The organism is Microbacterium sp. AC026 (assembly GCF_979258475.1).
This window is the reverse complement of record NZ_OZ409857.1, coordinates 284,036-307,146: the sequence shown is the minus strand read 5'-3', so window position 1 is coordinate 307,146 and position 23,111 is coordinate 284,036. Positions and strand designations below refer to the sequence as shown.

Genomic DNA, 23,111 nt, shown 5'->3' with positions numbered 1-23,111 from the left:
CGCTCCGCGTGTGCACCCGCGACGGTGACGAGCTCGGCGATCGTGAGTCCGGTGACGGCGCTCCATCGGGCGAGCCCGGGAGCGGCCGGCCCGCGACCTCCGAAGTAGGTGGCCTCGGCGCCCACGGTGACGGCGGCGGATCCCTGCAGATCTATCACGCACACATCCATCGCGACACGCCCGATGATCGGGCGCTGCACACCGTCGATCTCCACGTGGGCGGCATTGCCCAGCGCGCGCACGATCCCCTGGGCGTAGCCGCCGGTGATGAGTGCGGCCGTCGTGTCATGGGCCACTCGATGGGTGTAGCCGTAGGAGACCGCGTCTCCGGCCCTGAGCGGCTTCGTGGAAAGCACTCTGCCGACGAGCCGCATGACCGGCCTCGCGCTCAGTGCTCCCTCCGCATCGGGGAGCCCGTAGAGCAGGAAGGGGTCGATATCCGGTGCGCCGGTCGTCACGGCGTCGATGCCTTCGAGAGCCAGGGCCTCGACCTCCTCGGCATGGTCGACCAGCACGGCCTCCGCACCGGCGGCGACCACCGCGTGTGCGACGGAGAGCACCCCATGCCCCCAGGCATCGCGGCGGAGGTCGGCGACGCGTCCCCCTGCATCGACGGCGGCAGCGGATGCGACCGCGAGCGCCGACCGCGAGATCATCGCGCGCGGGCGGGAGCTGGATGTCTTCTCACACACGTTTCCAGCCTAGCTCCGCCTTCTCAGGATGCTCCACGCACCCACCGTAGACTGGAGGGGACCCCGAACTTGGAGATCCATGTCACGCTTTTCCCTCGCGCCCCGCGTCCGCTATCTGCTGGCGCGTGCTCGCCGCATCGACGTCGCCTCGGTCATCGAGAGGGCCAAAGAGGCGTCTTCTCAGCACGGCAAGGCCGTTCCCCTCGTGGTCGTCGACATGCTGTGGTCAGCGGGCCGCCACAACGTCGGGTTCCAGGACTACATCGACTACGACTTCGCGATCCTCACCAAGGCGGAGCGCGACACGTTCATGACCCACCCCGTGTCGAACGAGATCTCGCAGAAGTACGACCACCCCGACTATCGGCACCTGTTCCATGACAAGGCAGAGTTCAACGCCGTCTTCGATGCCTTCCTCAAGAGGGAGTGGATGCTCATCACGCAGGGCAACGCAGACGAGCTGCGTTCATTCACCGAGCGCCAGGGCACGATCGTCGTGAAGGAGACGCACGGCCAGGCGGGCACGGGTGTCCACCGCTACCACGCCGCCGACGTGACCGACTGGGATGCGTTCCACGCCGAGCTGCTCTCGAAGAAGCAGGTCCTCGTCGAAGAGGTCATCCGACAGCACGCCGACCTCGCGGCCGTGTGCCCCGGCACCGTGAACACCACCCGCATCACCGCATTCTTCGATGGCGAGAAGACGCACATCCTCGCGATGGCCCAGAAGTTCGGACGCGGAGCGGTGAGCGACCAGATGAGCTTCGGCGGCTTCTACACGATGCTCGACGAGAACGGTCACTCTGTGGGATCCGGATACGACTCTCACGGCCACGTGCACGTCACGCACCCGGACTCCGGCTTCCCGATCGCTGACTTCCAGCTGCCGATGATGGACGAGGTCCGCGAGTTCGTCGACCAGGTCGCGCGCGTCGTACCGCAGATCCAGTACGTCGGCTGGGATGTCGTGGTCACGCCTGACGGTCCGGTGCTCGTCGAGGGCAACTGGGGCGCCGGCGTGTACGAGAACAAGCCGAGCGTCACCGGGATCCGCACAGGACACAAGCCGCGCTACCAGGCCGCGATCGGGTTCTGACCGCGGCAGGCATGAAGAAGGGCCCGGATGCTGAGCATCCGGGCCCTTCTTGCTGAGGCGTCGATCACGCGGAGGTCAGACCTCGCGGACGATCCCCATCGGGGTCGACTGCGTCGCCTGGCCGAGAGGATTGTCGCCCAGGATCTGGACGAGCCGACGCTCCCCCGCCTTGTCGAGCGTCGAGCCGAGGATGTTGCCGCCGATGTCGTTGATGTCGACGACGGCGACCTCGAGGTCGCCGCCGAGCATCTTCTTCAGACGGAGGGCCACCTCACGCGGGTTCTTCGGTCCGAGGACGACCGCCTGGTTGTACGGCGGGATCGTGTTCTTCGTCGGGCCGTCGATGGCGCGTGCCTTGTCACCTGCGATGCGGTAGAAGTCACCGCGACGCCCGAAGGCCTTGGTGATCACCGAGACGCCGGCTGCGAAGAGGATCCGCAGGGTGCCGCATTCGCGCAAGGCCATCTCCATCGTCTCGGGCATGCCGAGACCGATGCCGTAGGAGGTGCGGACGACGTATCGCGACAGGAAGCGCGCAAGCGGACGGGGCGTGATCTCGTCGAGCCGGTACGACCGGCCCTGCGTGATCGCCACGATCTTCTCGGTCACGAACAGCAGGTCTCCGGGCTGAACAGCTTCCTTCGCGTACTCCAGGACGACGGAGTCGAGGTCGTCGTTCGGCATGACGACGCGCGTCCGCAGCGGGATGCGCGCGTAGTTCTTGCCGTCGACGCTCGCCTCGAGCGCCTTGCCTTCGTTCGCCTGCATCACTCGAGGTAGTCCCGCAGCGACTGCGAGCGGCTCGGGTGGCGGAGCTTCGCCATCGTCTTCGACTCGATCTGACGGATGCGCTCACGCGTCACGCCGAACGTGTCACCGATCTGGTCGAGGGTCTTGGGCTGTCCGTCGCCGAGTCCGAAGCGCATCCGGATGACACCGGCCTCACGCTCGGAGAGCGAGTCGAGCAGCTGCTCCAGCTGACGCTGCAGCATCGTGAAGCCCACGGCATCCGCGGGGACCACTGCCTCGGTGTCCTCGATGAGGTCACCGAACTCGCTGTCGCCGTCCTCACCGAGAGGCGTGTGCAGGGAGATCGGCTCTCGGCCGTACTTCTGCACCTCGACGACCTTCTCGGGCGTCATGTCCAGCTCGCGGCTGAGCTCTTCGGGCGTGGGCTCACGGCCCAGGTCCTGCAGCATCTGGCGCTGCACTCGGGCGAGCTTGTTGATGACCTCGACCATGTGCACGGGGATGCGGATGGTGCGGGCCTGGTCTGCCATCGCGCGGGTGATCGCCTGACGGATCCACCAGGTGGCGTACGTCGAGAACTTGAAGCCCTTGGTGTAGTCGAACTTCTCGACGGCGCGGATCAGACCGAGGTTGCCCTCCTGGATCAGGTCCAGGAACTGCATGCCGCGGCCGGTGTAGCGCTTGGCGAGCGAGACGACGAGACGGAGGTTCGCGCCGAGCAGGTGGCTCTTCGCGCGCTGACCATCGCGGGCGACCCACTGCAGGTCGAGCCCGAGCTGGCTGGCCTTCTCGGCGGCCGTCATCGTGGAGAGCTTCTCCTCGGCGAACAGGCCGGCCTCGATGCGCATCGCGAGCTCGACCTCTTCGGCCGCGTTCAGCAGGGCGACCTTTCCGATCTGCTTCAGGTAGTCCTTGACAGGGTCGGCGGTCGCACCGGTGATCTGGGTGGAGTAGACGGGCACGTCTTCGTCGTCGTTCGACGAGATGACGATCGCTCCCGTGGGCAGAGGCTCGGTGAACTTCGGCTTGGAGTCCTCATCGTCCTCATCGGGCTCTGCGGCGGGAGGAGTCTCGTCGTCTTCGACGATGTCATCGGCCTTCTTCTTCTTCGCGGGCGCGCGCTTGGCAGCGGCACGCTGCGCGGCGGTCTTGGGCGCCGGCTTCTCAGCGGCCTCCTCGACCGGAGCATCGACCTCGGGAGCGTCGGCGGTCTTCTTCGTCCGGGTCTTCTTCGTCGTGGCAGGAGTCACGTTTCGCCTTTCACGGGGCCGCTCGCAGGCCCCGGAGCATTTCGGACACTAGTAAGACCCTTGTCAAGTCCAATCTCCGGAAAGATCGATTGACAACGGGTCAGAGTCCTAGTATCGCACACGTGTGGGCATGCAGGTGCAATCCGCCCAAGTTCGCTCGCTCGATGTCAGCCGCGACCCGGCTTGTCCTCGTCGCCGCTGGGGCGCGAGGCGAGGTAGCGCTCGAGTTCTGCGGCGAGCTCGTCCGCGCTCGGCAGGTCGCGCTCGTTGAATCCGCCCTCGTCGTACGACCCGTCCTCAGGATCACGACCGGCCATATACGCGTCGTAGCGGCGCTCGAGCCCCTGCACCATCTGCTGCAGCTCATCGTTGCCCAGCACCTGGTCGTCGACGCGCGTGAGGTAGTCCTGGCGGCGCTCCTGCACCTCGTCGAGCAGGATGACCAGGCCCGTGGCGGCCATCAGCTTCTCGGCTGCCGCGATCACGGCGTCGGGGTTCTCGGTCTCGGCGAGGTAGTGCGGTACGAGCAGCACGAACCCGACGACGCGCTCACCGTGCTCCGCGAAGCGGAATTCGAGGAGATGCCCCGCAGTGGCCGGCACCTGGGTGCGCGGGCGCCATACCGAGTGAGCCACGGTGAGCTCACGGCGGTTGCCGCTCACCGTCGTGCCGATGGGGCGGGTGTGCGGGACCGGCATCGCGATCGAGTGCACCCAGTTGAGCCCGGAGACCTCGAATTCGTCGGCGAGCTCGAGCACGGTGCGCGCGAACTCGTTCCAGGCGAAGTCCGGCTCGTAACCGGCGAGGAGGAGGAACTTCTGGCCGAGGGCGTCGGTCGCGAGCGAGAGCTCCAGCCGGGCAGGACGGAACTCGGTCAGGTGATCCTGGTCGAAGGAGATCACCGGGCGGCGGGCGCGGTAGTCCAGCAGCACGTCGTTGTCGAAGACGGCGATCGGCTCGGGCGACGTCGTCTCGCGAAGGTGCTCGATGAGCCCGGAGACGGCGCTGCCTGCGTCGGTGAAACCCGTCAGGAGCAGGACAAGGGGCAGTCCGCGCGGCACGACCGGTGCGTTCGCTACACGTTCATGGATCTCTCCGGAGAAGGGCATGAGTCAATGCTACGAGCAGCTTCGGACGGCCGGGCGGTGACCTTCAAGCTGAGAGCGAACACCCGCTCGGCGCCCGGGCGCGCGACCCTCCTAGGATGGAGGTATGACGCTTCCCGCGCTCTCGCGCACCTCAGATCAGTTCCCAGGAAGCGCTGCAGACGCCGCAGTGCTCGTCATCCCCGAGATCTCGGACTCCGCAGAGTCGCTGACCGGCTACCCCGGACTCGCCGACTCCCTGCAGGCCGTCGGCCACACCGGCTCGGCCTCGTCGTTCACGCGGGCCTACGCCCCCGAGGTCACGAACCTGCCGTTCGCCGTCGTCGGCGTGGGCCGTGAGCCCGATGCCTCCGCCGTGCGCAACGCCGTAGGCACTAGCCCTCCGGTCTCTGACCGGCTTCGAGACGGTCTCGGTGGCCCTGGCTCCCGGTCTCGAGCAGTTCGCGGCCGCCGCCGCAGAGGGCGCCGTGCTCGGCGGCTACCGGTTCGACGGCTACCGCAAGGAGTCGGGCAAGACCCGCGCGTCTTCCGTCCTGCTGCATGCCGACCTCGACGAGTCCGCACTCTCCAGGTCCATCGCCGTCGGCGAGGCGATGGCCCTCATCAAGGATCTCGTGTTCGTCCCGGCCGAGTGGCAGAGCCCGGCCCAGCTCGCACAGAGCGCAGCCGACAGCGTCGACGGTCTGGCAGATGTCTCGGTGGAGATCCTCGACGAGAAGTCGCTCGCCGAACAGGGCTTCGGCGGTATCCTCGGCGTCGCGCAGGGCTCCGACAGGCCGCCGCGCCTCGTCCGTCTCGACTACGCACCCGCGAACGCCACGCGTCACATCGCACTCGTCGGCAAGGGGATCACGTTCGACACCGGTGGGCTGTCGCTCAAGCCGGCGGCCTCGATGGTCGGCATGAAGTTCGACATGGCCGGTGCCGCGACGAGCGTCGCAGCACTGCGGGCGATCGCCGCTCTCGCCCTGCCCGTGCACGTCACCGCCTGGCTCTGCATCACCGACAACATGCCGTCAGGTCGTGCATTGCGTCCGGGAGACGTCATCCGCATCCTCGACGGCACGACCGTCGAGGTTCCGAACACGGATGCAGAGGGGCGCCTGGTCATGGCCGACGGCCTCGTCGCGGCCAGCCGCGAGAACCCCGACGTCATCATCGACGTCGCGACTCTCACCGGAGCGATCGTGATGGCTCTCGGGCACCGCCACACCGGCGTGTTCGGTGACGAAGACGCGGTCGCGGAGTTCCTCGCCGCCGCTGACGCCGCCGATGAGCTCGCGTGGCACATGCCGCTCCCGGCCTACATGGAGGACTCGCTGGACTCCCCCATCGCCGACATGCAGAACGCCAACATGAGCGATCGGATGGGCGGGGCGTCGTACGCCGGCCTTTTCCTGCGCCGCTTCGTCGGCCGGGTCTCCGACGAGAAGGACGCCCCGCGCATCCCGTGGGTGCACCTCGACATCGCCGGCTCCGGCGAGCACAACGGCGCACCGTACGGCTTCACCGACAAGGGCCCCACCGGAGCGATGGTCCGGTCGATCATCGCGTTCGCCGAAGCATCCCACAAGGAGGCATGACCATGACCACGCACACCTTCGACATCGTCGTCCTGGGCGGAGGCAGCGGCGGGTACGCCGCTGCTCTGCGTGCGAGCGAGCTCGGCAAGTCCGTCGCGCTCATCGAGAAGGACAAGGTCGGCGGCACCTGCCTGCACCGCGGCTGCATCCCGACGAAGGCGCTGCTGCACGCGGCCGAGGTCGCTGAGCATGTGCGAGACGCCGCCCACGTCGGCATCTCCGCGACCCTCGACGGAATCGACCCCGCCGGGGTGCGCGCATACCGCGAGGGGATCGTCGCGAAGAAGTACAAGGGCCTCGAGGGCCTGGTGAAGGCCCGCGGCATCACGACCGTCGCCGGCTTCGGTCGCCTGAACGCCGACCGGTCGGTGAGCGTGGGCGACGACGTCTACGTCGGCGCCGATGTCATCCTCGCCACCGGCTCGTACAGCCGGACCCTCCCGGGACTCGAGATCGGCGGGCGGATCCTCACCAGCGAACAGGCGCTGTCGCTCGACGTGATCCCCGAGCGCGTGCTCGTGCTCGGCGGCGGCGTGATCGGCGTGGAGTTCGCCAGCGTCTGGCGTTCGTTCGGCACCGAGGTCACCATCATCGAAGCGCTGCCGCACCTGGTGCCCAACGAGGACATCGCGATGAGCAAGGGCCTCGAACGGGCGTTCCGCCGCCGCGGCATCCAGTACTCCCTCGGCATCCGCTACCAGAGCGCCACGCAGGACGACACCTCGGTGACCGTCACCCTGGAGGACGGCAAGGAGTTCACCGCCGACTACCTCCTCGTGGCGGTCGGACGAGGTCCGGTCACGGCCGACCTCGGCTTCGAAGAGGCCGGCGTGACTCTCGATCGTGGTTTCGTCACGGTCGATCAGGACCTGCGCACCGGTGTGCCCGGGCTCTGGGCCGTCGGAGACATCACGCCCGGTCTGCAGCTCGCTCACCGCGGTTTCCAGCAGGGCATCGCCGTCGCGGAACGCATCGCCGGCCTCTCCCCGCGCACGTCCCCGACATCCAGATCCCGAAGGTCACATACTCGAGCCCCGAGGTCGCCTCAGTCGGCGTCACGGAGGAGGCTGCCGTCGCCGAGCACGGCGCCGATGCCGTCGTGGCGTACGAGTACAACCTCGCCGGCAACGGCAAGAGCGAGATCATCGGCACAGCCGGCCTCGTGAAGGTGGTTCGACTCAAGGACGGGCCCGTCATCGGTGTCCATCTGCTCGGCGACCGAGTGGGCGAGCTCATCACCGAGGGCCAGCTGGCCGTCGCGTGGGAGGCCCACCCCGAGGACATCGCCCCCCTGATCCATGCGCATCCCACACAGAGCGAGGCGCTCGGTGAAGCCTTCCTCGCCCTCGCCGGAAAGCCACTGCACGCCCTCTGAACACCAACCGGTGAACAGTTCACTAAGCTAGACACGCGTCATTTAACTTCCTGAAGGAGACTCAGTCATGAGCACATCCGTCGTCCTCCCCCTCTCGGCGAGAGCGTCACAGAGGGTACCGTCACCCGCTGGCTCAAGCAGGTGGGAGACACCGTTCAGGCGGATGAGGGCCTGCTCGAGATCTCGACCGACAAGGTCGACACCGAGATCCCCTCGCCCGTCACCGGTGTGATCGAGGAGATCCTCGTCGCCGAGGACGAGACCGTCGAGGTCGGCGCGCTGCTCGCCCGTATCGGCGACGGCAGCGCCGCTGCTCCTGCCGAGGATGCTCCTGCAGCCGCAGCGCCGGCCGCGGAGGAGGCGCCTCAGGCTGCCGCACCGCAGGCCGAGGCCCCCTCGGAGCCCGCTCCTGCTGCCGAAGCTGCGCCCGCTGCCGCGGCTGCTCCGGCCGCTGCCCCCGCAGGCGACGCCACGGACATCGTCCTCCCCGAACTCGGCGAGAGTGTGACAGAAGGCACCGTCACCCGCTGGCTCAAGCAGATCGGCGACACCGTCGAGGTCGACGAGGCACTGCTGGAGATCTCGACCGACAAGGTCGACACCGAGATCCCCTCGCCCGTCGCCGGCGTGCTGCAGGAGATCGTCGCCGCCGAAGACGAGACCGTCGAGGTCGGCGCTGTGCTTGCTCGTGTCGGTTCTGGAGCAGCTCCCGCCGCCGCACCGGCTGCGGAGGCTCCGGCCGCCGAGGCTCCTGCCGCTCCCACCGAGACTCCCGCATCTGCGGCAGAGGCACCTGCTGCTCCCGCGGCAGAAGCCCCCGTGCAGCAGGCTCCGGCAAGCGAGGGTGCGTCCGCACCTGTCGCCCCCGCCCCGGCGGCAGCGCCGTCCGAGCCCGCGCCCGCGGCGGCATCGGCTCCGGCTCCGGCTCCGGCCGAGCAGAAGCTGTCCCTCCCGACCGAGAGCGACAACCTGTACGTGACCCCGCTCGTGCGCCGTCTGGCTTCGCAGCAGGGCGTCGACCTGGCCAGTGTCACCGGTACCGGCGTCGGCGGACGCATCCGTAAGGAAGATGTGCTCAAGGCCGCAGAGAGCGCGTCGGCGGCACCCGCCGCTGCGGCCGCCCCTGCTGCGCCCGCTCCGCTCGAGGTCTCGCCGTTGCGTGGCACCACGCAGCCGATGTCGCGCCTGCGCAAGGTTCTGGCCAAGCGCGCCGTCGAGTCGATGCAGCAGACCGCACAGCTCACGACGGTCGTCGAGGTCGATGTGACCGCTCTGGCGGAGTACCGCGACAGCGTCAAGGCGTCTTTCCTCGAGAAGACGGGCGACAAGCTGTCGTTCCTGCCGTTCTTCGCCCTCGCTGCCGCTGAGGCTCTGCGCGCCTTCCCGATCGTGAACGCCACGGTCGACGGCGAGCAGATCGTCTACCCCGAGTCCGAGAACGTCTCGATCGCCGTGGACACCGAGCGCGGTCTGCTCACTCCGGTGCTGCGCGACGCCGCGTCGAAGAACATCGCCGAGATCGCGCACGAGATCGCCGACCTCGCGGCACGCACGCGCGACAACAAGCTGAAGCCCGACGAACTCGCCGGCGGCACGTTCACGCTGACCAACACGGGTTCGCGTGGCGCGCTGTTCGACACTCCGGTCGTCTTCCTGCCGCAGTCGGCGATCCTCGGCACCGGAACGGTCGTCAAGCGCCCCGGTCTCGTCAAGGTCGGCGGCGCAGACGCGATCGCCGTCCGCTCGTACGTGTACCTCGCTCTCTCGTACGACCACCGCATCATCGACGGAGCAGACGCCGCTCGCTTCCTCGGTGCTGTGAAGGCCCGCCTCGAGTCGGCGCAGTTCGCCGCTCAGCTCGGAGCCTGACCACCGCATCATCCTGGCTGGTCCGCGACGTCGTACACGTCGCGGACCAGCCATTTCTCTGCCACCCGGACGAGTACGACCATCCGCTCCCCAGCGGCGGACTCCGCCCCGTCCTCTTCCCCTCCCGACGCAGAAGCTCGGATCACGGCGACATCCCCGTACTCGTCCACGGGTTCGAGCTGTAATGCTTCCTCACCTTCCGCCAATGCGTCCGCGACCCCGATGGACCCCTGAGCGACCGCTTCGGCACAGACCGCGTCGTCGTTCGCCGCGCAGGTCCTGATCGCGTCGATGAGGTGGTGCGCCGCCTCGACCGGATCCTCCGGATCGGCTCGCTCGGGCGGTGATCCCTTCGGGGACTCGTCCGGCTTCGGTTCGGGTGCCGTCGGCGTCGCCGCCGGTGACGGATCGGCAGGCGCAGAGTCGATCTGCTCCGCGTCCCGACCGCTCGTCGGCACCGCCGTGGTACCCCCGTCGCCCGGTTCCCCTGTCGCTCCCCCAGGCCAGAGAAGTCCGCCGGCGAGCACCGCTACGGCCGCAGCCGCAGCGACGATCGCCCTCCGCCCACGTCGCACGGGGTTCGGACGCCCCCTGTGGGGGCCTCCATCCTCCTGTCGACGCGAGCGGCGCGTGCTCGATCCGCGTCTCTCCGATGCCGGCGCGCGACCACGAGGAGCATCGCACCCCGCCAGAGGTCGAGGCGACGCAGCAAGGGCGCGACGACGCGAGACGTCACAGCGCGCACGCGGCTATCCGCCATAGGTCGAGTGGCACGGGTTCTCATCCGACCTCGCTCGTCGGGTCGCACGACCGCTGCGCGGATCGCTGCGTCCGCACTTCTCGCCAGCTCAGGCGCATGCACATCGCGTCTCAGCGGTTTCGGCGCCGCGGTGTCGAACAGCTCTGCCTCCCACCCCTCGAGCTGTCGCATCGGCATCCCCGGCCGTCCTGTGGCAGCGCTCAGCCCTTCCTCGATCGTGACGAGCAGGCGACCGAGTGCGCGGTCGACGCAGTCCTCGCGAATCCGCGCGACGAGACCCGCCGCTGCCGTCCGTGCCGTCTCGCCTGCGCCGATCACGAAAGTCGGTCGCCCGTCATCCGTGAGCCACCAGCCACCCGTGTGTTCGTGCTCGTCGGTCCGCCCGAGCTCGCCCAGACCTCGCAGGATGCTGGCGACCAGGGTCGTCATCTCCCCGGAGCCGAGCGCGACGTCGGCTGCCGCGCGACGACCGACGAACGTCACGACCCTCTCGGTGCACCATGGGAGCAGCGCGTCGTGCCCGTCGGCGCGCCGCACGATGTCGAGCGGCCCCGCGACGTGCTCGTCACCGGCGTGGTCCCACCCAGCCCACCCGCTGATCGAGGCGGAGTCCACCAGAACGGCCATCGCCGCGCCTCGGGTGACCAGCGTTCCCGCGTACGGCCCCTCGTCCGCGTCGATCCTCCTGATCGTCCGATGCGCACCGGGCACCAGTGCCGCACCGCTCGCCTTCGTTTCCGTCTCCGCCATTCCCCCATGTCATCGCATCGCACGGCGCTCCCACGCAGACATCGCATGATGTGCACGCATGCGCACGAATCGGCCGCGTGTGCAGGAGAAGACGAGGCGCCCGAATCCGCCCGACGCGAACGACGCCATCAGCGCACCCCGGAGTCGGTATTCTTATGCACATGGCAAACCGCACGTCCGCGCCCGAGAAGCGTCCGGGATTCTTCTCCCAGATCAAGTCCCTCTTCAAGTTCACGAGGGAGATCTACCCCTGGCTGCCCTGGGCCCAGATCGCGCTGCTGGTCATCGGTGTCCTCATCGGCCTCATCGTGGGCTACCTGATCCCGCCGTTCCAGGTGTGGACTCTCATCCTCTGGGGCATCTCCGGTCTGATGCTCGGCCTGCTCGGCGCGATGTTCCTGATGACGCGCCTGTCGACTTCTGCGATGTACCAGAAGATCGACGGTATGCCGGGCGCCACGGGCCACGTGCTGAGCACGAGCCTCGGACGCAACTGGCAGGGATCCGAGACGCCGGTCGGCATCAACCCGAAGACGCAGGATGCGGTCTACCGCACCGTGGGTCGCGGCGGCGTCGTGGTCGTCGGAGAGGGCTCCCGCGGCCGCCTGACCCGACTGGTCAACGATGAGCGCAGCAAGGCAGCCCGTGTGGCCCACGGCGTGCCGGTCACGGTGCTCTACGTCGGCCACGGCGACGACGACGTCGCGATCGCCGACCTCGCAAAGACCATCAAGAAGCTTCCGAAGGTCATCGACAAGGCCACCATGGGTGCCGTCATCCGCCGCATCGAGTCCGTGTCGCAGTCGATCTCCTCGCTCCCTATCCCGAAGGGCATCGACCCCACCAAGGTCAGGGCGCAGCGTCCGCGTTGAGCTGACCCCGCACACGCAGAAGCGCGGCCGCACCTCATCGCGAGGGCGGCCGCGCTTCGTCGTTCACTCCGACAGCGGCTGACGCGGAAGGCGACGGACCTTCGCGCGGCGACGGCGACGTTCCGGAACCATCGACCGCATCTCGTCGAGCTTGCCGAAGCAGAAGAGCCGATCCTCGGCCTCGAGGACGACGTGCTTGCGCGGGTTCGGGATGACGGAGACGCCGCGGTGCAGCGTGAGCACGGTGATGTCGCGCTCCCACAGTCCGGCTTCGCCGAGTGTCTTGCCGACGAGGTCGACAGCTCCGTGCACCATCAGCTCGGCGACCCCGTATCCCGTGGAGACGGTCAGGCGCTGACGCACATCGATCTCGGGGAATGCGACCTGGCCGGCGATGTAGTCGATGATGGCGCCTGCGACGTCGAGCTTCGTGGCCGTCTCGATGCCCTGCAGGCCAGGCGACGAGTTGACCTCCATGACGAGCGGGCCGTCGTCGCCTTCGAGCATGTCGACTCCGGCGACGCGGAGCCCCATGATCTGGGCTGAGCGCACGGCTGCGCGCTCGTAGATCGGATCGAGCTCGACGGCTTCCACCGAGCCTCCACGGTGGACGTTCGAGCGGAACTCGTCACCCGCCGCCGATCGCCGCATCGCGGCGACCACGCGGTCGCCCACGACGAGAGCGCGGATGTCGCGCCCGCGGCTCTCGGAGATGAACTTCTGGATCAGCACGTTCTGCTTGGTCGAGTGCAGCGTCTCGATGATGGCCTCGGCCACCTTCACCTGCGGCGCGAGGATCACACCGATCCCCTGCGTGCCCTCGAGGAGCTTGATGACGACAGGAGCACCCCCGACGCGTTCGATCGCCGGACGGACGTCCGCACGGTTGCGGACGAAGGCCGTGGGAGGCATCGCGATGTTGTGGCGCGAGAGGATCTGATTCGCGCGGAGCTTGTCCCGCGCGCTCGAGATCCCGTTCGCCGTGTTCGGCGTGTAGACGTCCATCTGCTCGAACTGGCGCACGACGGCGGTGCCGAAGTAGGTGATCGAGTTGCCGATGCGAGGCAGGATCGCGTCGTAGTCGCTGAGCTGACGGCCCCGGTAGTGCAGGTCCGGCTCGTCTGCGGTGAGGTCGATCGCGAATCGCAGCGTGTTGAGCACCTTGACGTTGTGACCTCGCTGGAGCGCAGCGGCGCGCAGCCTTTGGGTGGAGTACGCCTGCGGCGCGCGGGAGAGCACTGCGATCTTCACGGGGGATTTCCTGCCAGGATGGTCGGGTGAGTAAGTCATCCCATTCAAACACCCTTATCGGGTGGCGAGAATGGGTGAGCCTGCCTGATCTCGGAGTCGACTGGCTCAAAGCCAAGATCGACACGGGCGCGCGCACCTCTTCGCTGCACGCATTCCAGATCCAGGAGTTCGAGCGCGACGGCGTGTCGTGGGTTCGGTTCCGTGTGAAGCCCTGGCAGGACAGCCAGGAGGATGCCGTCATCGTCGAGTCCCCTGTGCATGATCGCCGCGCCGTGCGCAGCTCATCGGGCCATGCCCAGGAGCGACTCGTCGTCGAGATGCTGATCCGTCTGCATGACCGGGAGGTGCTCGCGGAGGTCACGCTGAGCAACCGGGACGAGATGGGTTTCCGCATGCTCATCGGTCGCGAAGCGCTGCGACAGGGTTATATCGTCGACCCTGCCCGTTCGTTCCTCGGCGGTCGCGCTCCGCGCGAGGCCAGACGCCGCAATCGCGGCAAGGAGTGAGCCCGATCAGGCGCGGATGAGCACGAGTCCCGTCACCTTGTCGTGGATTCCTCGCTGATCGGCGTCCCAGATGACCGCCGGGATCACGATGATGATCAGCAGCGTGCGGACGATCGGACGCCAGATCCCCACCCAGCCGCCGCCCAGACGTACCACGCGCATGCCGAGGATACGGTGCCCGGGGCTTCCGCCGGCCGTCGGGATGAAGAGGATCTGCAGCAGGGCGAAGACCGCCATCGGCGCGAACATGGTGAGGCCGGCCTCGGCGGGCAGTGCGAACTGGTCGTAGCCGAGGAACCCGGTGGCGATGATCGTCGCAGCCACATAGTCGATGAGAAGGGCCCCGATTCGCCGTCCAGGGCGGGCGATGCTGCCCGTCCCCGTCTGCGGCATTCCGAGTCGTTCTCCGGGGTACGTGTTCACAGCGTCCGTCACGTATCCAGCCTACCGGCGCGTAACATGCTCGAAACAAAGCGGATACCGTGGGGTAACGCCCCGCACGTACTGTGCACAATGGCCGTGAAGCCATCGATCCGCAATCCAGGAGTCGTACATGTTCAAAGATTCGTCCGAGGTGCTGACCTACATCAAGGAGAACGACGTCAAGTTCCTTGACATCCGATTCACTGATCTCCCTGGTGTTCAGCAGCACTTCAACATCCCTGCGGCCACTGTCGACGAGGACTTCTTCGTGGACGGACAGCTGTTCGACGGCTCTTCGATCCGTGGCTTCGCCAGCATCCACGAGTCCGACATGCAGCTCATCCCTGACGTCACGACGGCATACATGGACCCCTTCCGCGAGGCGAGCACCCTCGTGATGATCTTCGACATCTACAACCCGCGCACGGGAGAGATCTACTCGAAGGACCCGCGCCAGGTCGCGAAGAAGGCCGAGAAGTACCTCGCCTCCACCGGCATCGCCGACACGGCGTTCTTCGCCCCCGAGGCCGAGTTCTACATCTTCGACGACGTGCGCTACTCGGTCACCGCCGGCGAGAGCTTCTACAAGGTCGATTCCGAAGAGGCCGCGTGGAACACCGGTCGTGAGGAAGAGGGCGGAAACCTCGCCAACAAGACCCCGTACAAGGGTGGCTACTTCCCCGTCAGCCCGGTCGACAAGACCGCTGACCTGCGCGACGACATCACCCTGAAGCTGATCGACGCCGGGTTCATCCTCGAGCGCTCGCACCACGAGGTCGGCACCGCCGGCCAGCAGGAGATCAACTACCGCTTCGACACCATGGTGCACTCGGCGGACGACATCCTGAAGTTCAAGTACATCGTCAAGAACACCGCCGAAGAGTGGGGCAAGGTGGCCACCTTCATGCCGAAGCCGCTGTACGGCGACAACGGCTCGGGAATGCACACGCACCAGTCGCTGTGGAACGACGGCAAGCCGCTCTTCTACGACGAGGCCGGCTACGGTCAGCTCAGCGACATCGCTCGCTGGTACATCGGCGGCATCCTGGCGCACGCTCCGGCGCTGCTCGCCTTCACGAACCCGACCCTGAACAGCTACCACCGTCTGGTCAAGGGCTTCGAGGCTCCGGTCAACCTGGTCTACTCGGCCGGAAACCGCTCGGCTGCCATCCGCATCCCGATCACGGGCTCCAACCCGAAGGCCAAGCGCATCGAGTTCCGCGCGCCTGACGCATCGGGCAACCCGTACCTCGCCTTCGCCGCGCAGCTCATGGCCGGCCTCGACGGCATCAAGAACCGCATCGAGCCGCACGAGCCCGTCGACAAGGACCTCTACGAGCTTCCCCCGAGGAGGCGAAGAACATCCCGCAGGTCCCGAACTCGCTGCTCGACTCGCTCGACGCACTGAAGGAGGACCACCAGTTCCTCCTCGAGGGTGGCGTCTTCACCGAGGAGCTCATCGAGACCTGGATCTCGTACAAGTACGAGAACGAGATCCTGCCGATGGCTCAGCGCCCGCACCCGTTCGAGTACGAGCTGTACTTCGGGGTGTAACCAGATCCCGCGGGATTCCGGGGTAGGTCCGCCGAATCGCACAGAGAGCCCGTCAGGCCATGCCTGGCGGGCTCTCTGTGCGTCTCGCGTAGAGTCTTTCTCGGTCCCGCCCTAGGCGCGTGAGCTCACCCCGGCTCCGCGTCCAGTTTTTCGGAGAGGGAGGCTGCCCGTTCGAGCCGGGCCGGGATGGGCCTACGCGCCCGCTACGGTGTAGCCCTGGGCGACGGACGGCGGCGCCGAGCTCACCGGTCGCGGCTGCGTCGAAGCCCGCGGACCTTGCGCACCTGCCATGCGAGCAGCACGGCCGACCCGGTCACCATGACTCCGATGAGGATCCACTGCGGGAGGGAATATGCGACGCTCCAGGTCAGCGTGACCAGCACGAGCCCGACCATGTAGGCGAAGAGCAGCGCCGACACCGCAGTCAGCAGCCACTCGCGGCGGTACCGCCACCGTGCACCCCGTCCACCCCGCTTCGCCATGTTCTGAAGACTACGCGAGCCCGCGGCATCCCCCCCCCCCCCCCGGTCGCGGAAGTTCTCACTCGCCGGCGCGCGAATCCACAGCGACGCCGATCGCGACGCCGATCGAGAGGCCGAGGCCCATTCCGAGTGCGAGGTTGTCGAACACGGTGAGTCCGAGCCCCGCACCGACGGCGATGCCCAGGCCGAGGCCGACTGCAAGACCGTTCTGCGGCTTCTTCTGCGAATCCTTCTCTGCATCCGTCATGTCATCCACCGTACGAACGCCTGGCGGTCACCGCATCCCCCGCATGGGGGATCCGCCGCCCGCACGACCGTGTCGCGCTTGCTTTCACCCGCCCCTACTGGTCAACTGAGGGGTCCGAATGAACACAAGTGGGGGGCCATCATGCGCCGCAAGTACGACAGGCTGCAGCCGAAGAGGGTCCACACCACCGAGACTCCTCCCGCGCAGCCGAAGACAGCGGCCGCGGCGATCGCCCGGATCAACCCGTTCATGTTCGGCCTCCTCGGTGCTCTGGGTGTGCTCGTCGCGCTGATGCTCGGCGGAATCGTCAACCAGCTCGCCACGGTGCTGGTCTACATCGGGGTGGCGATCTTCCTCGCACTCGGGCTCGACCCGATCGTCTCGTTCATCGAACGCAAGCTCCCTCGCCCGGCCGCCGTCGCCATCGTCGTGTCCGTCGTGATCCTGGTCTTCGCCGGCATCATCCTGGCCATCGTGCCTCTTCTCATCGAGCAGGTGACCAACCTGATCCAGGACGGCCCGAAGATGGTCGAGGACTTCATGGCCAGCGCCTGGTTCAAGGACGTGAGCGAGCAGTTCGGCTCCACCTTCGACGACGCGGCGCAGGGCGTGCTGAGCTTCGTCCAGGATCCGGGCAACATACTCAACATCAGCGGCGGAGTCTTCGCGGTCGGCGCCGGCATCGCCGGCGGCTTCACCGGCGTCACCATCGTGCTCATCCTGACCCTGTACTTCATGGCCTCGCTGCGAAGCATGAAGCGCGTCGCGGTGCGCTTCGTCCCGTCCTACCAGCGCGACACCTTCGGAGGGCTCCTCGAAGACGTCTCCGGCGCCGTCGGGCGTTACGTGATGGGGCAGGCCAGCCTGGCGCTCATCAACGGCATCCTGAGCCTGATCGTGCTGAGCATCATCGGAGCCCCCGTGCCGGCGCTTCTCGCGCTGATCGCCTTCATCGGCTCGATGATCCCGCTCGTCGGAACGTTGAGCGCCTCGATCATCAATGCGCTGATCTGCCTCATCGTGAGCCCGGTGACCGCTCTCATCGCGTTCGGCTACTACCTCGTCTACATGCAGATCGAGGCATACGTCCTGTCCCCGCGAATCATGAACAAGGCGGTCGCCGTTCCCGGAGCGCTCGTGGTGATCGCGGCCGTCGCCGGTGGCGCACTCGGCGGGATCCTCGGCGCACTCGTCGCCATCCCCGTCGCCGCGAGCATCATCATCATCGTGCAGAAGGTCGTCTTCCCGACGCAGGACAGCAAGGTCGTCCCACCGGGAACCCTCAGCGAACGGTGAGGGCGGCGGGCTGGACCCGCACGGTGAAGTCGGAGATGTGTCCGACCTCTTCGCCATCGATCTCGAACATCTGCGGTGACGCGAGCTGCACGCGCACCCGCTCCGCGGAGATGTGCGTCGTCGAGTCGGTGCTCACAGCGGTGTCGACATTGCCCATCATGCGACGGATGCCGTTCTCCCACACGAAGGCACGGACGGTGTCAAGCCACTGGAGGGGCCCTTCGGCGCTCACGAGCAGCATGTCGAGCAACCCGTCGTCGAGCACTGCATCCGGCAGGAGACGGATGCCGCCCTGCAGCATGCCGCAGTTGCCGATCAGCATGGTGTGACCGCGAAGCCCCTGCGGCTCCTGATCGTCGAGCGTCAGGGTGATGTCGGTCATCTCGGTGCCGGCGAGAGCACGTCCCATCGCCTCGACGTAGGCGATCCATCCGGCTCGGTTCTTCAGGTCCTCGTCGGTCTCGACCAGCATCTGCGCGTCGATGCCGAAACCGACCATCACCACGAACGCGTGCTCGGTGCCGTCGTGGTCGACCCAGCCCATGTCGATCCGCTGCGGCTCGCCGTCGCGCACCCGAACCAACGCGGCGGGGATGTCGTTCAGGGGGATCTCGAGGTTCCGCGCGAGCAGGTTGCCCGTGCCCTGCGGCACGATGCCCAGCGCGGCGTCCGTGCCCGCCAACGATTCAGCGACCGCCCGGACGGTGCCGTCGCCGCCGACGGCGATCACCACGTCGCAGCCTGCGGCCACAGCTTCGGCGGCCATTCCCCGCCCCGGGTCCTCGATGCTGGTCTCCCACCACTCGACAGGAGTGCCGACACCGTCGGAGACGAAGGTCTCGGCCACGGCTGCGCGCAGCGAGTCCCCATCGACCTTCGAGGGGTTCCAGATCACACCGAGCTTCGAGATCGTCATGGAGCCAGGCTAGCCGTAGAAGAGCTGCTCGAATGCCCGGCGCGCACGCCGGGTCACGCCGAGGTAGTCGTCGTCGAGAATGCTCGCCGAACGGTCGGGGTACCCGAGCAGCCGACCGATGGCGTCGAGGTCGCGCGGATCCGTCGGGAGCACGTCGCTCGTCTTGCCCGTGTAGAGGGTGATCGCAGATCGCAGACGGCTCGACAGCAGCCACGCGGCCCGGAGGAGATCGGCGGATTCGGAGGGAACGTGGCCTGCGTCGACGGCCGCCTGGAGCGCCGTGAGCGTCGACGTGGTGCGCAGGGCCGGTACATCATGGGCGTGCTGCAGCTGGAGCAGCTGCACCAGCCACTCGACGTCGCTCAGCGTGCCCGGACCGAGCTTCAGGTGTCGACGAGGATCGACTCCCTGAGGCAGCCGCTCCCCCTCGACTCGCGCCTTGATGCGCTTGATCTCGCGGGTTCCCTGCAGGTCGATCTCGGCGGGGTAGCGGATGCTGTCGGCGAGGGCGGTGAACTTCTCGATGAGAGTCGCGCTGCCCGCCACGCCTCTCGCCCGCAGGAGTGCCTGAGCCTCCCAGGAGAGCGACCAGCGCCGGTAGTACTCCGCATATGCGTCGATCGATCGGACGACGGGTCCGTTGCGTCCCTCCGGACGGAGATCGGCATCGAGGTCCAACGGCACACGGTGGTCGGTGAGGTGCTCTCGGAGGCCGGCGACGATGCGCGTGGCGAGCGTCTGCGCGCGTTGCGGATCGACGCCGTTCGCGTCGTACACGTAGAGGATGTCGGCATCGGAGCCGAAGCCCAGCTCCGCTCCCCGAACCGCCCCATGCCGATCACCGCGAAGTCGAGCGCCTCATCGTCGAGCGGGACGATCTCGCGGCGGACCGCGCGCAGCGCCGCCTGGATCGTCGCGTCGGTGATCTCGGTCAGGGACGTCGCGATCTGCTCGATCGAGAGCACGTCGAGGACGCCGCCCATCGCCGTTCGCAGCAGCTCGCGCCGCCGCAGCGCTCGCACCGCCTGCAGCGCGTCGCCGACGTTCCTGTGCCGCGTCTGGATGGCCCTGGCCTCCTCGTCGAGAGCGGCCCCGCTGCGGGGCCGCAGCAGCTCGCTGCTGTCGAGCCAGGCGACGGACTCGGGTATCCACTCCATGAGCTCGCCGACGTAGCGCGACGACGAGAGGAGGCGCGTCAGGCTCTCGGCAGCGCCCGAGGAATCACGCAGCATCCGGAGGAACCAGGGAGTGTCGCCGAGGCGTTCGCTGATGCGACGGAACGCGATCAACGCATAGTCGGGGTCGCTGCCGTCGGCGAACCAGCGCACCATCACGGGCATGAGGTGCCGCTGGATGGTCGCCTTGCGGCTCAATCCGGTGGTGAGTGCACCGATGTGGCGCAGGGCGCCGGCCGGATCGCGGAAGCCGATCGCCATGAGCCGGTCGTGCGCCTGTGCCGTGGAGAGCGTGCGCTCCTCTTCCGGCAGCGCCGCCACAGCGCTCAGGAGAGGCCGGTAGAACAGGCGGGTGTGGATGTCGCGCACCTCCCGCCGCACGCTCTCCCAGCGCGCCCAGATCGCTTCACCGGACTCGCCCAGGCCGGTGCTGCGCGCGAGCACCCGAAGGCCCGCCGGTGTGCGGGGCATCAGGTGGGTGCGGCTGAGCTCGCGGAGCTGCAACCTGTGCTCCATCAACCGCAGCACGCAGTAGTCATCGGCGAAAGACGCAGCCTCGGCCCGGCCGATGTAGCCGCCCTCCACCAGGGCGTCGAGGCTCTCGAGTGTGCCCCGCGTGCGCAGACGGGGGTCTGTGAGGCCGTGCACGAGCTGCAGCAGCTGCACGGTGAACTCGATGTCCCGCAGGCCGCCCGAGCCGAGTTTGAGCTGGTACGGGGCATCCTCGGGGTCGATGTGCTCCATGACCCGCTCGCGCATGCGCTGCACGCTGTCGACGAAGTTCTCACGCGCGGCACTGGAGAAGACCTTCGGCTGCACGGCGGCGATGTACTCGGCGCCGAGCTCCGCATCGCCCGCGAGGGGTCGCGCCTTCAGTAGCGCCTGGAACTCCCAGCTCTTCGCCCAGCGGTCGTAGTAGGCCAGGTGCGAGCCGAGCGACCGGACGAGCGCGCCCTGCTTGCCTTCGGGACGGAGCGCGGCGTCGACCTCCCACAGCGGGGGCTCGACCTCGATGCCGCTCAGTCCTCGCATCGTCTCCCTCGCGAGACGGGTCGCGATGTCGATCGCGCGCGACTCCGGGACGGCGTCCTCGTCTGCGGTTCCGCCGACGAAGATCACATCGACATCGCTGACGTAGTTCAGCTCGCGTGCACCCGCCTTGCCCATGCCGATGATCGCCAGCTGCGTGGCCGCGACCTGCTCGCGACTCATCGTGTCGACCAGCCGCCGGCGCGCGATCGCCAGAGACGCCTCCAGCGCCGCGCCCGCGATATCGGCCAGCGCGGCGGCGACATCCGCGACGATGCGCACAGGATTGTGCGCCGTCAGGTCGATCGCGGCGATCAGAGCGAGGTTGCGGCGATACGCCACACGCAGCGTGACCACCGCGCTGTCATCGCCCGACTCGGCGAATCCGTCGCGCGCTCCGACGGCCTCGAGCATCCGATCGCGCAGCTCGTGCGCAGACGGCAGTTCGGTGGACGTGTCGCCGAGCACCGAGATCTCGGTCGGATGCCGCAGGAAGAAGTCGGCGAAGCCCTGCGACGCCCCGAACACCCGCCACGCACGTCGGCGCGCCCGCTGGTCGGTGAACAGGGCGGCGATGGGTGCCGCATCGCGCCGTGCCACGCGCAGCATCCCCTCGACCGCCGCATCGGGGTCGGCCGCGTCCGCCTCGCTGAGCAGAAGTGAGCGCTCGACTCCGATCAGGGCCGCGAGCTCGGTGAGGTTCGCCGCCGCCTCACTGAGCTCGGCGAACCCCAGCCTGGCCAGCGCGGAGAGCGAGACGGAATCGTCCGAACGGGCCATCGACGACGCTCAGAGCAGCTCGAGGTTGTTCTTCAGCTCCAGCGGAGTGACCTGGCCGCGGTAGGCCTCCCATTCCTTGCGCTTGTTGAGCAGCACGTAGTTGAAGACCGATTCGCCGAGGGTCTCGGCGACGAGCTCGGAGCTCTCCATGTACTCGAGCGCGTGGTCGAGGCTCGCCGGAAGCGCAGAATAGCCGAGCGCGCGGCGCTCTGCGTCGCTGAGCGACCACACGTTGTCCTCGGCCTCGGGAGGCAGCTCGTACTCCTCCTCGATGCCCTTGAGGCCGGCCGCGAGCATGAGGGCGTACGCGAGATACGGGTTGGCTGCCGAGTCGAGCGCGCGGTACTCAACACGCGACGAACCGCCCTTGTTGGGCTTGTACATCGGCACGCGCACCAGAGCGGAGCGGTTGTTGTGGCCCCAGGTGACGAAGCTCGGAGCTTCGTCGCCGCCCCAGAGCCGCTTGTAGGAGTTCACGAACTGGTTGGTCACCGCCGCCATCTCGTTGGCGTGACGCAGCAGGCCGGCGATGAAGTGTCGTCCGGTCTTGGAGAGCTGGTACTTGGCGCCCTCTTCATAGAACGCGTTGCGCTCGCCCTCGAAGAGCGACATGTGGGTGTGCATGCCGCTTCCGGGGTGACCGCTCAGCGGCTTCGGCATGAAGGTGGCGTAGACGCCCTGCTCGATCGCGACCTCTTTGATGACGGTGCGGAAGGTCATGACGTTATCGGCCATCGTCAGCGCGTCCGCGTAGCGCAGGTCGATCTCGTTCTGACCCGGGCCGCCCTCGTGGTGGCTGAACTCGACGGAGATGCCGAGATCCTCGAGCATCCGCACGGAACGGCGGCGGAAGTCGTGTGCCGTGCCGCCGGGAACGTTGTCGAAGTAGCCGGCGGAGTCGACCGGAACCGGACCCTCAGGGCCGAACGACGACGACTTGAGGAGGTAGAACTCGATCTCGGGGTGCGTGTAGAACGTGAATCCGGCATCCGCCGCCTTGGCGAGCGTGCGCTTGAGCACATGGCGGGGGTCGGAGACGGCAGGACGGCCGTCCGGCGTCGTGATGTCGCAGAACATGCGCGCCGTCGGGTCGATCTCGCCGCGCCACGGCAGGGTCTGGAAGGTGGTGGGGTCGGGCTGGGCGAGCAGGTCGGACTCGTAGCTGCGGGTCAGTCCCTCGATGGCCGAGCCGTCGAATCCGATGCCCTCGGCGAACGCGCCCTCGACCTCGGCCGGCGCGATGGCGACGGACTTGAGCGTGCCGATCACATCGGTGAACCACAGGCGGACGAACTTGACGCCGCGCTCTTCGATCGTCCGGAGGACGAAATCCCTCTGCTTGTCCACGG

At 67.7% G+C, this 23,111-nt stretch carries 14 protein-coding genes and 6 pseudogenes; 8 read left to right on the top strand and 12 right to left on the bottom strand.

Going from position 1 to position 23,111, the window contains the following annotated elements:
• Positions 1 to 14: 14 nt before the first annotated feature.
• Positions 15 to 374 (bottom strand): annotated as a pseudogene (locus ACZZ93_RS01625) (alanine racemase C-terminal domain-containing protein); the annotation flags it as partial.
• Between the two features lie 397 nt (positions 375 to 771).
• Between ACZZ93_RS01625 and ACZZ93_RS01620 the strand changes: the two are divergent.
• Positions 772 to 1,788 (top strand): sugar-transfer associated ATP-grasp domain-containing protein, encoded by a 1,017-nt coding sequence (locus tag ACZZ93_RS01620; RefSeq protein ID WP_053096256.1) that lies wholly within the window; start codon positions 772 to 774, stop codon positions 1,786 to 1,788.
• Between the two features lie 75 nt (positions 1,789 to 1,863).
• Here ACZZ93_RS01620 and ACZZ93_RS01615 read toward each other — a convergent pair whose 3' ends face one another.
• From ACZZ93_RS01615 to ACZZ93_RS01605, 3 genes are all read right to left on the bottom strand, one after another.
• The gene (locus ACZZ93_RS01615; RefSeq protein WP_053096259.1) at positions 1,864 to 2,556 is read right to left on the bottom strand and encodes a coenzyme F420-0:L-glutamate ligase; all 693 of its coding nucleotides are present in this window, start codon (positions 2,554 to 2,556) and stop codon (positions 1,864 to 1,866) included.
• Positions 2,556 to 3,788 (bottom strand): RNA polymerase sigma factor, encoded by a 1,233-nt coding sequence (locus ACZZ93_RS01610; protein WP_053096261.1) that lies wholly within the window; start codon positions 3,786 to 3,788, stop codon positions 2,556 to 2,558. The genes ACZZ93_RS01615 and ACZZ93_RS01610 overlap by 1 nt, the downstream gene beginning before the upstream one ends.
• 167 nt (positions 3,789 to 3,955) lie before the next feature.
• Positions 3,956 to 4,897 carry a proteasome assembly chaperone family protein gene (locus tag ACZZ93_RS01605; protein ID WP_053096264.1) on the bottom strand — a complete coding sequence of 314 codons (942 nt, stop codon included), beginning with the start codon at positions 4,895 to 4,897 and terminating at the stop codon, positions 3,956 to 3,958.
• A gap of 103 nt (positions 4,898 to 5,000) precedes the next feature.
• Between ACZZ93_RS01605 and ACZZ93_RS01600 the strand changes: the two are divergent.
• The 3 pseudogenes from ACZZ93_RS01600 (at position 5,001) to sucB (ending at position 9,721) form a co-directional block, all read left to right on the top strand.
• Positions 5,001 to 6,477, top strand: a pseudogene (locus ACZZ93_RS01600) (leucyl aminopeptidase).
• Positions 6,478 to 6,479: 2 nt separating this feature from the next.
• Positions 6,480 to 7,852 (top strand): annotated as a pseudogene (gene lpdA, locus ACZZ93_RS01595) (dihydrolipoyl dehydrogenase).
• A 67-nt stretch (positions 7,853 to 7,919) separates the two neighbouring features.
• Positions 7,920 to 9,721: pseudogene (sucB, locus tag ACZZ93_RS01590) on the top strand (2-oxoglutarate dehydrogenase, E2 component, dihydrolipoamide succinyltransferase).
• A 529-nt stretch (positions 9,722 to 10,250) separates the two neighbouring features.
• Here sucB and ACZZ93_RS01585 read toward each other — a convergent pair.
• The gene (locus ACZZ93_RS01585) at positions 10,251 to 11,231 is read right to left on the bottom strand and encodes a hypothetical protein (RefSeq protein ID WP_463510344.1); all 981 of its coding nucleotides are present in this window, start codon (positions 11,229 to 11,231) and stop codon (positions 10,251 to 10,253) included.
• Between the two features lie 161 nt (positions 11,232 to 11,392).
• Between ACZZ93_RS01585 and ACZZ93_RS01580 the strand changes: the two genes are divergently transcribed.
• Positions 11,393 to 12,103 (top strand): DUF4191 family protein, encoded by a 711-nt coding sequence (locus tag ACZZ93_RS01580; RefSeq protein WP_053099128.1) that lies wholly within the window; start codon positions 11,393 to 11,395, stop codon positions 12,101 to 12,103.
• 63 nt (positions 12,104 to 12,166) lie between these two features.
• Here ACZZ93_RS01580 and ACZZ93_RS01575 read toward each other — a convergent pair whose 3' ends face one another.
• Positions 12,167 to 13,354: a RimK family alpha-L-glutamate ligase gene (locus ACZZ93_RS01575; RefSeq protein WP_053096274.1), complete on the bottom strand. Its 1,188-nt coding sequence runs from the start codon at positions 13,352 to 13,354 to the stop codon at positions 12,167 to 12,169.
• A 26-nt stretch (positions 13,355 to 13,380) separates the two neighbouring features.
• Between ACZZ93_RS01575 and ACZZ93_RS01570 the strand changes: the two genes are divergently transcribed.
• On the top strand, positions 13,381 to 13,860 hold the full coding sequence (locus ACZZ93_RS01570) for an ATP-dependent zinc protease family protein (RefSeq protein ID WP_053096276.1): 480 nt from the start codon (positions 13,381 to 13,383) through the stop codon (positions 13,858 to 13,860).
• A 6-nt stretch (positions 13,861 to 13,866) separates the two neighbouring features.
• Here the strand turns inward: ACZZ93_RS01570 and ACZZ93_RS01565 are convergent, their stop codons facing one another.
• Positions 13,867 to 14,253 (bottom strand): RDD family protein, encoded by a 387-nt coding sequence (locus ACZZ93_RS01565; RefSeq protein ID WP_150115179.1) that lies wholly within the window; start codon positions 14,251 to 14,253, stop codon positions 13,867 to 13,869.
• A 160-nt stretch (positions 14,254 to 14,413) separates the two neighbouring features.
• On the opposite strand from ACZZ93_RS01565, the pseudogene glnA (ACZZ93_RS01560) reads away from it, so the two are divergent.
• A pseudogene (gene glnA / locus ACZZ93_RS01560) lies at positions 14,414 to 15,837 on the top strand (type I glutamate--ammonia ligase).
• Between the two features lie 242 nt (positions 15,838 to 16,079).
• Here the strand turns inward: glnA (ACZZ93_RS01560) and ACZZ93_RS01555 are convergent.
• Together ACZZ93_RS01555 and ACZZ93_RS01550 are read right to left on the bottom strand one after the other, a co-directional pair.
• A complete protein-coding gene (locus ACZZ93_RS01555) occupies positions 16,080 to 16,319 on the bottom strand; it encodes a hypothetical protein (RefSeq protein WP_053096281.1) in 240 nt (79 codons plus the stop codon).
• A 58-nt stretch (positions 16,320 to 16,377) separates the two neighbouring features.
• The gene (locus tag ACZZ93_RS01550) at positions 16,378 to 16,566 is read right to left on the bottom strand and encodes a hypothetical protein (RefSeq protein ID WP_053096284.1); all 189 of its coding nucleotides are present in this window, start codon (positions 16,564 to 16,566) and stop codon (positions 16,378 to 16,380) included.
• 141 nt (positions 16,567 to 16,707) lie between these two features.
• Between ACZZ93_RS01550 and ACZZ93_RS01545 the strand changes: the two genes are divergently transcribed.
• Positions 16,708 to 17,862, top strand: coding sequence for an AI-2E family transporter (locus ACZZ93_RS01545; protein ID WP_082586596.1), 1,155 nt, complete (start codon positions 16,708 to 16,710; stop codon positions 17,860 to 17,862).
• On the opposite strand, the gene ACZZ93_RS01540 is transcribed toward ACZZ93_RS01545, so the two are convergent.
• From ACZZ93_RS01540 to glnA (ACZZ93_RS01530), 3 genes and pseudogenes are all read right to left on the bottom strand, one after another.
• Complete coding sequence (locus ACZZ93_RS01540; RefSeq protein ID WP_053096286.1) at positions 17,849 to 18,778, bottom strand: diacylglycerol/lipid kinase family protein; 930 nt, start codon at positions 18,776 to 18,778, stop codon at positions 17,849 to 17,851. The two genes, ACZZ93_RS01545 and ACZZ93_RS01540, sit on opposite strands and share 14 nt — an antisense overlap.
• A 9-nt stretch (positions 18,779 to 18,787) precedes the next feature.
• Positions 18,788 to 21,762: pseudogene (locus ACZZ93_RS01535) on the bottom strand (bifunctional [glutamine synthetase] adenylyltransferase/[glutamine synthetase]-adenylyl-L-tyrosine phosphorylase).
• A 9-nt stretch (positions 21,763 to 21,771) separates the two neighbouring features.
• Positions 21,772 to 23,109 carry a type I glutamate--ammonia ligase gene (gene glnA, locus ACZZ93_RS01530; RefSeq protein ID WP_042541155.1) on the bottom strand — a complete coding sequence of 446 codons (1,338 nt, stop codon included), beginning with the start codon at positions 23,107 to 23,109 and terminating at the stop codon, positions 21,772 to 21,774.
• Positions 23,110 to 23,111: the final 2 nt, after the last annotated feature.

What these genes read in the sequence shown, in the direction of transcription:
- ACZZ93_RS01615 (WP_053096259.1), bottom strand. Translation starts at nt 2,556, where the DNA reads ATGCAGGCGAACGAAGGCAAGGCGCTCGAGGCGAGCGTCGACGGCAAG.
- ACZZ93_RS01550 (WP_053096284.1), bottom strand. Translation starts at nt 16,566, where the DNA reads ATGACGGATGCAGAGAAGGATTCGCAGAAGAAGCCGCAGAACGGTCTT.
- ACZZ93_RS01620 (WP_053096256.1), top strand. Translation starts at nt 772, where the DNA reads ATGTCACGCTTTTCCCTCGCGCCCCGCGTCCGCTATCTGCTGGCGCGT.
- ACZZ93_RS01545 (WP_082586596.1), top strand. Translation starts at nt 16,708, where the DNA reads ATGCGCCGCAAGTACGACAGGCTGCAGCCGAAGAGGGTCCACACCACC.
- ACZZ93_RS01605 (WP_053096264.1), bottom strand. Translation starts at nt 4,897, where the DNA reads ATGCCCTTCTCCGGAGAGATCCATGAACGTGTAGCGAACGCACCGGTC.
- ACZZ93_RS01540 (WP_053096286.1), bottom strand. Translation starts at nt 18,778, where the DNA reads ATGACGATCTCGAAGCTCGGTGTGATCTGGAACCCCTCGAAGGTCGAT.
- ACZZ93_RS01555 (WP_053096281.1), bottom strand. Translation starts at nt 16,319, where the DNA reads ATGGCGAAGCGGGGTGGACGGGGTGCACGGTGGCGGTACCGCCGCGAG.
- ACZZ93_RS01565 (WP_150115179.1), bottom strand. Translation starts at nt 14,253, where the DNA reads ATGCCGCAGACGGGGACGGGCAGCATCGCCCGCCCTGGACGGCGAATC.
- ACZZ93_RS01585 (WP_463510344.1), bottom strand. Translation starts at nt 11,231, where the DNA reads ATGGCGGAGACGGAAACGAAGGCGAGCGGTGCGGCACTGGTGCCCGGT.
- ACZZ93_RS01580 (WP_053099128.1), top strand. Translation starts at nt 11,393, where the DNA reads ATGGCAAACCGCACGTCCGCGCCCGAGAAGCGTCCGGGATTCTTCTCC.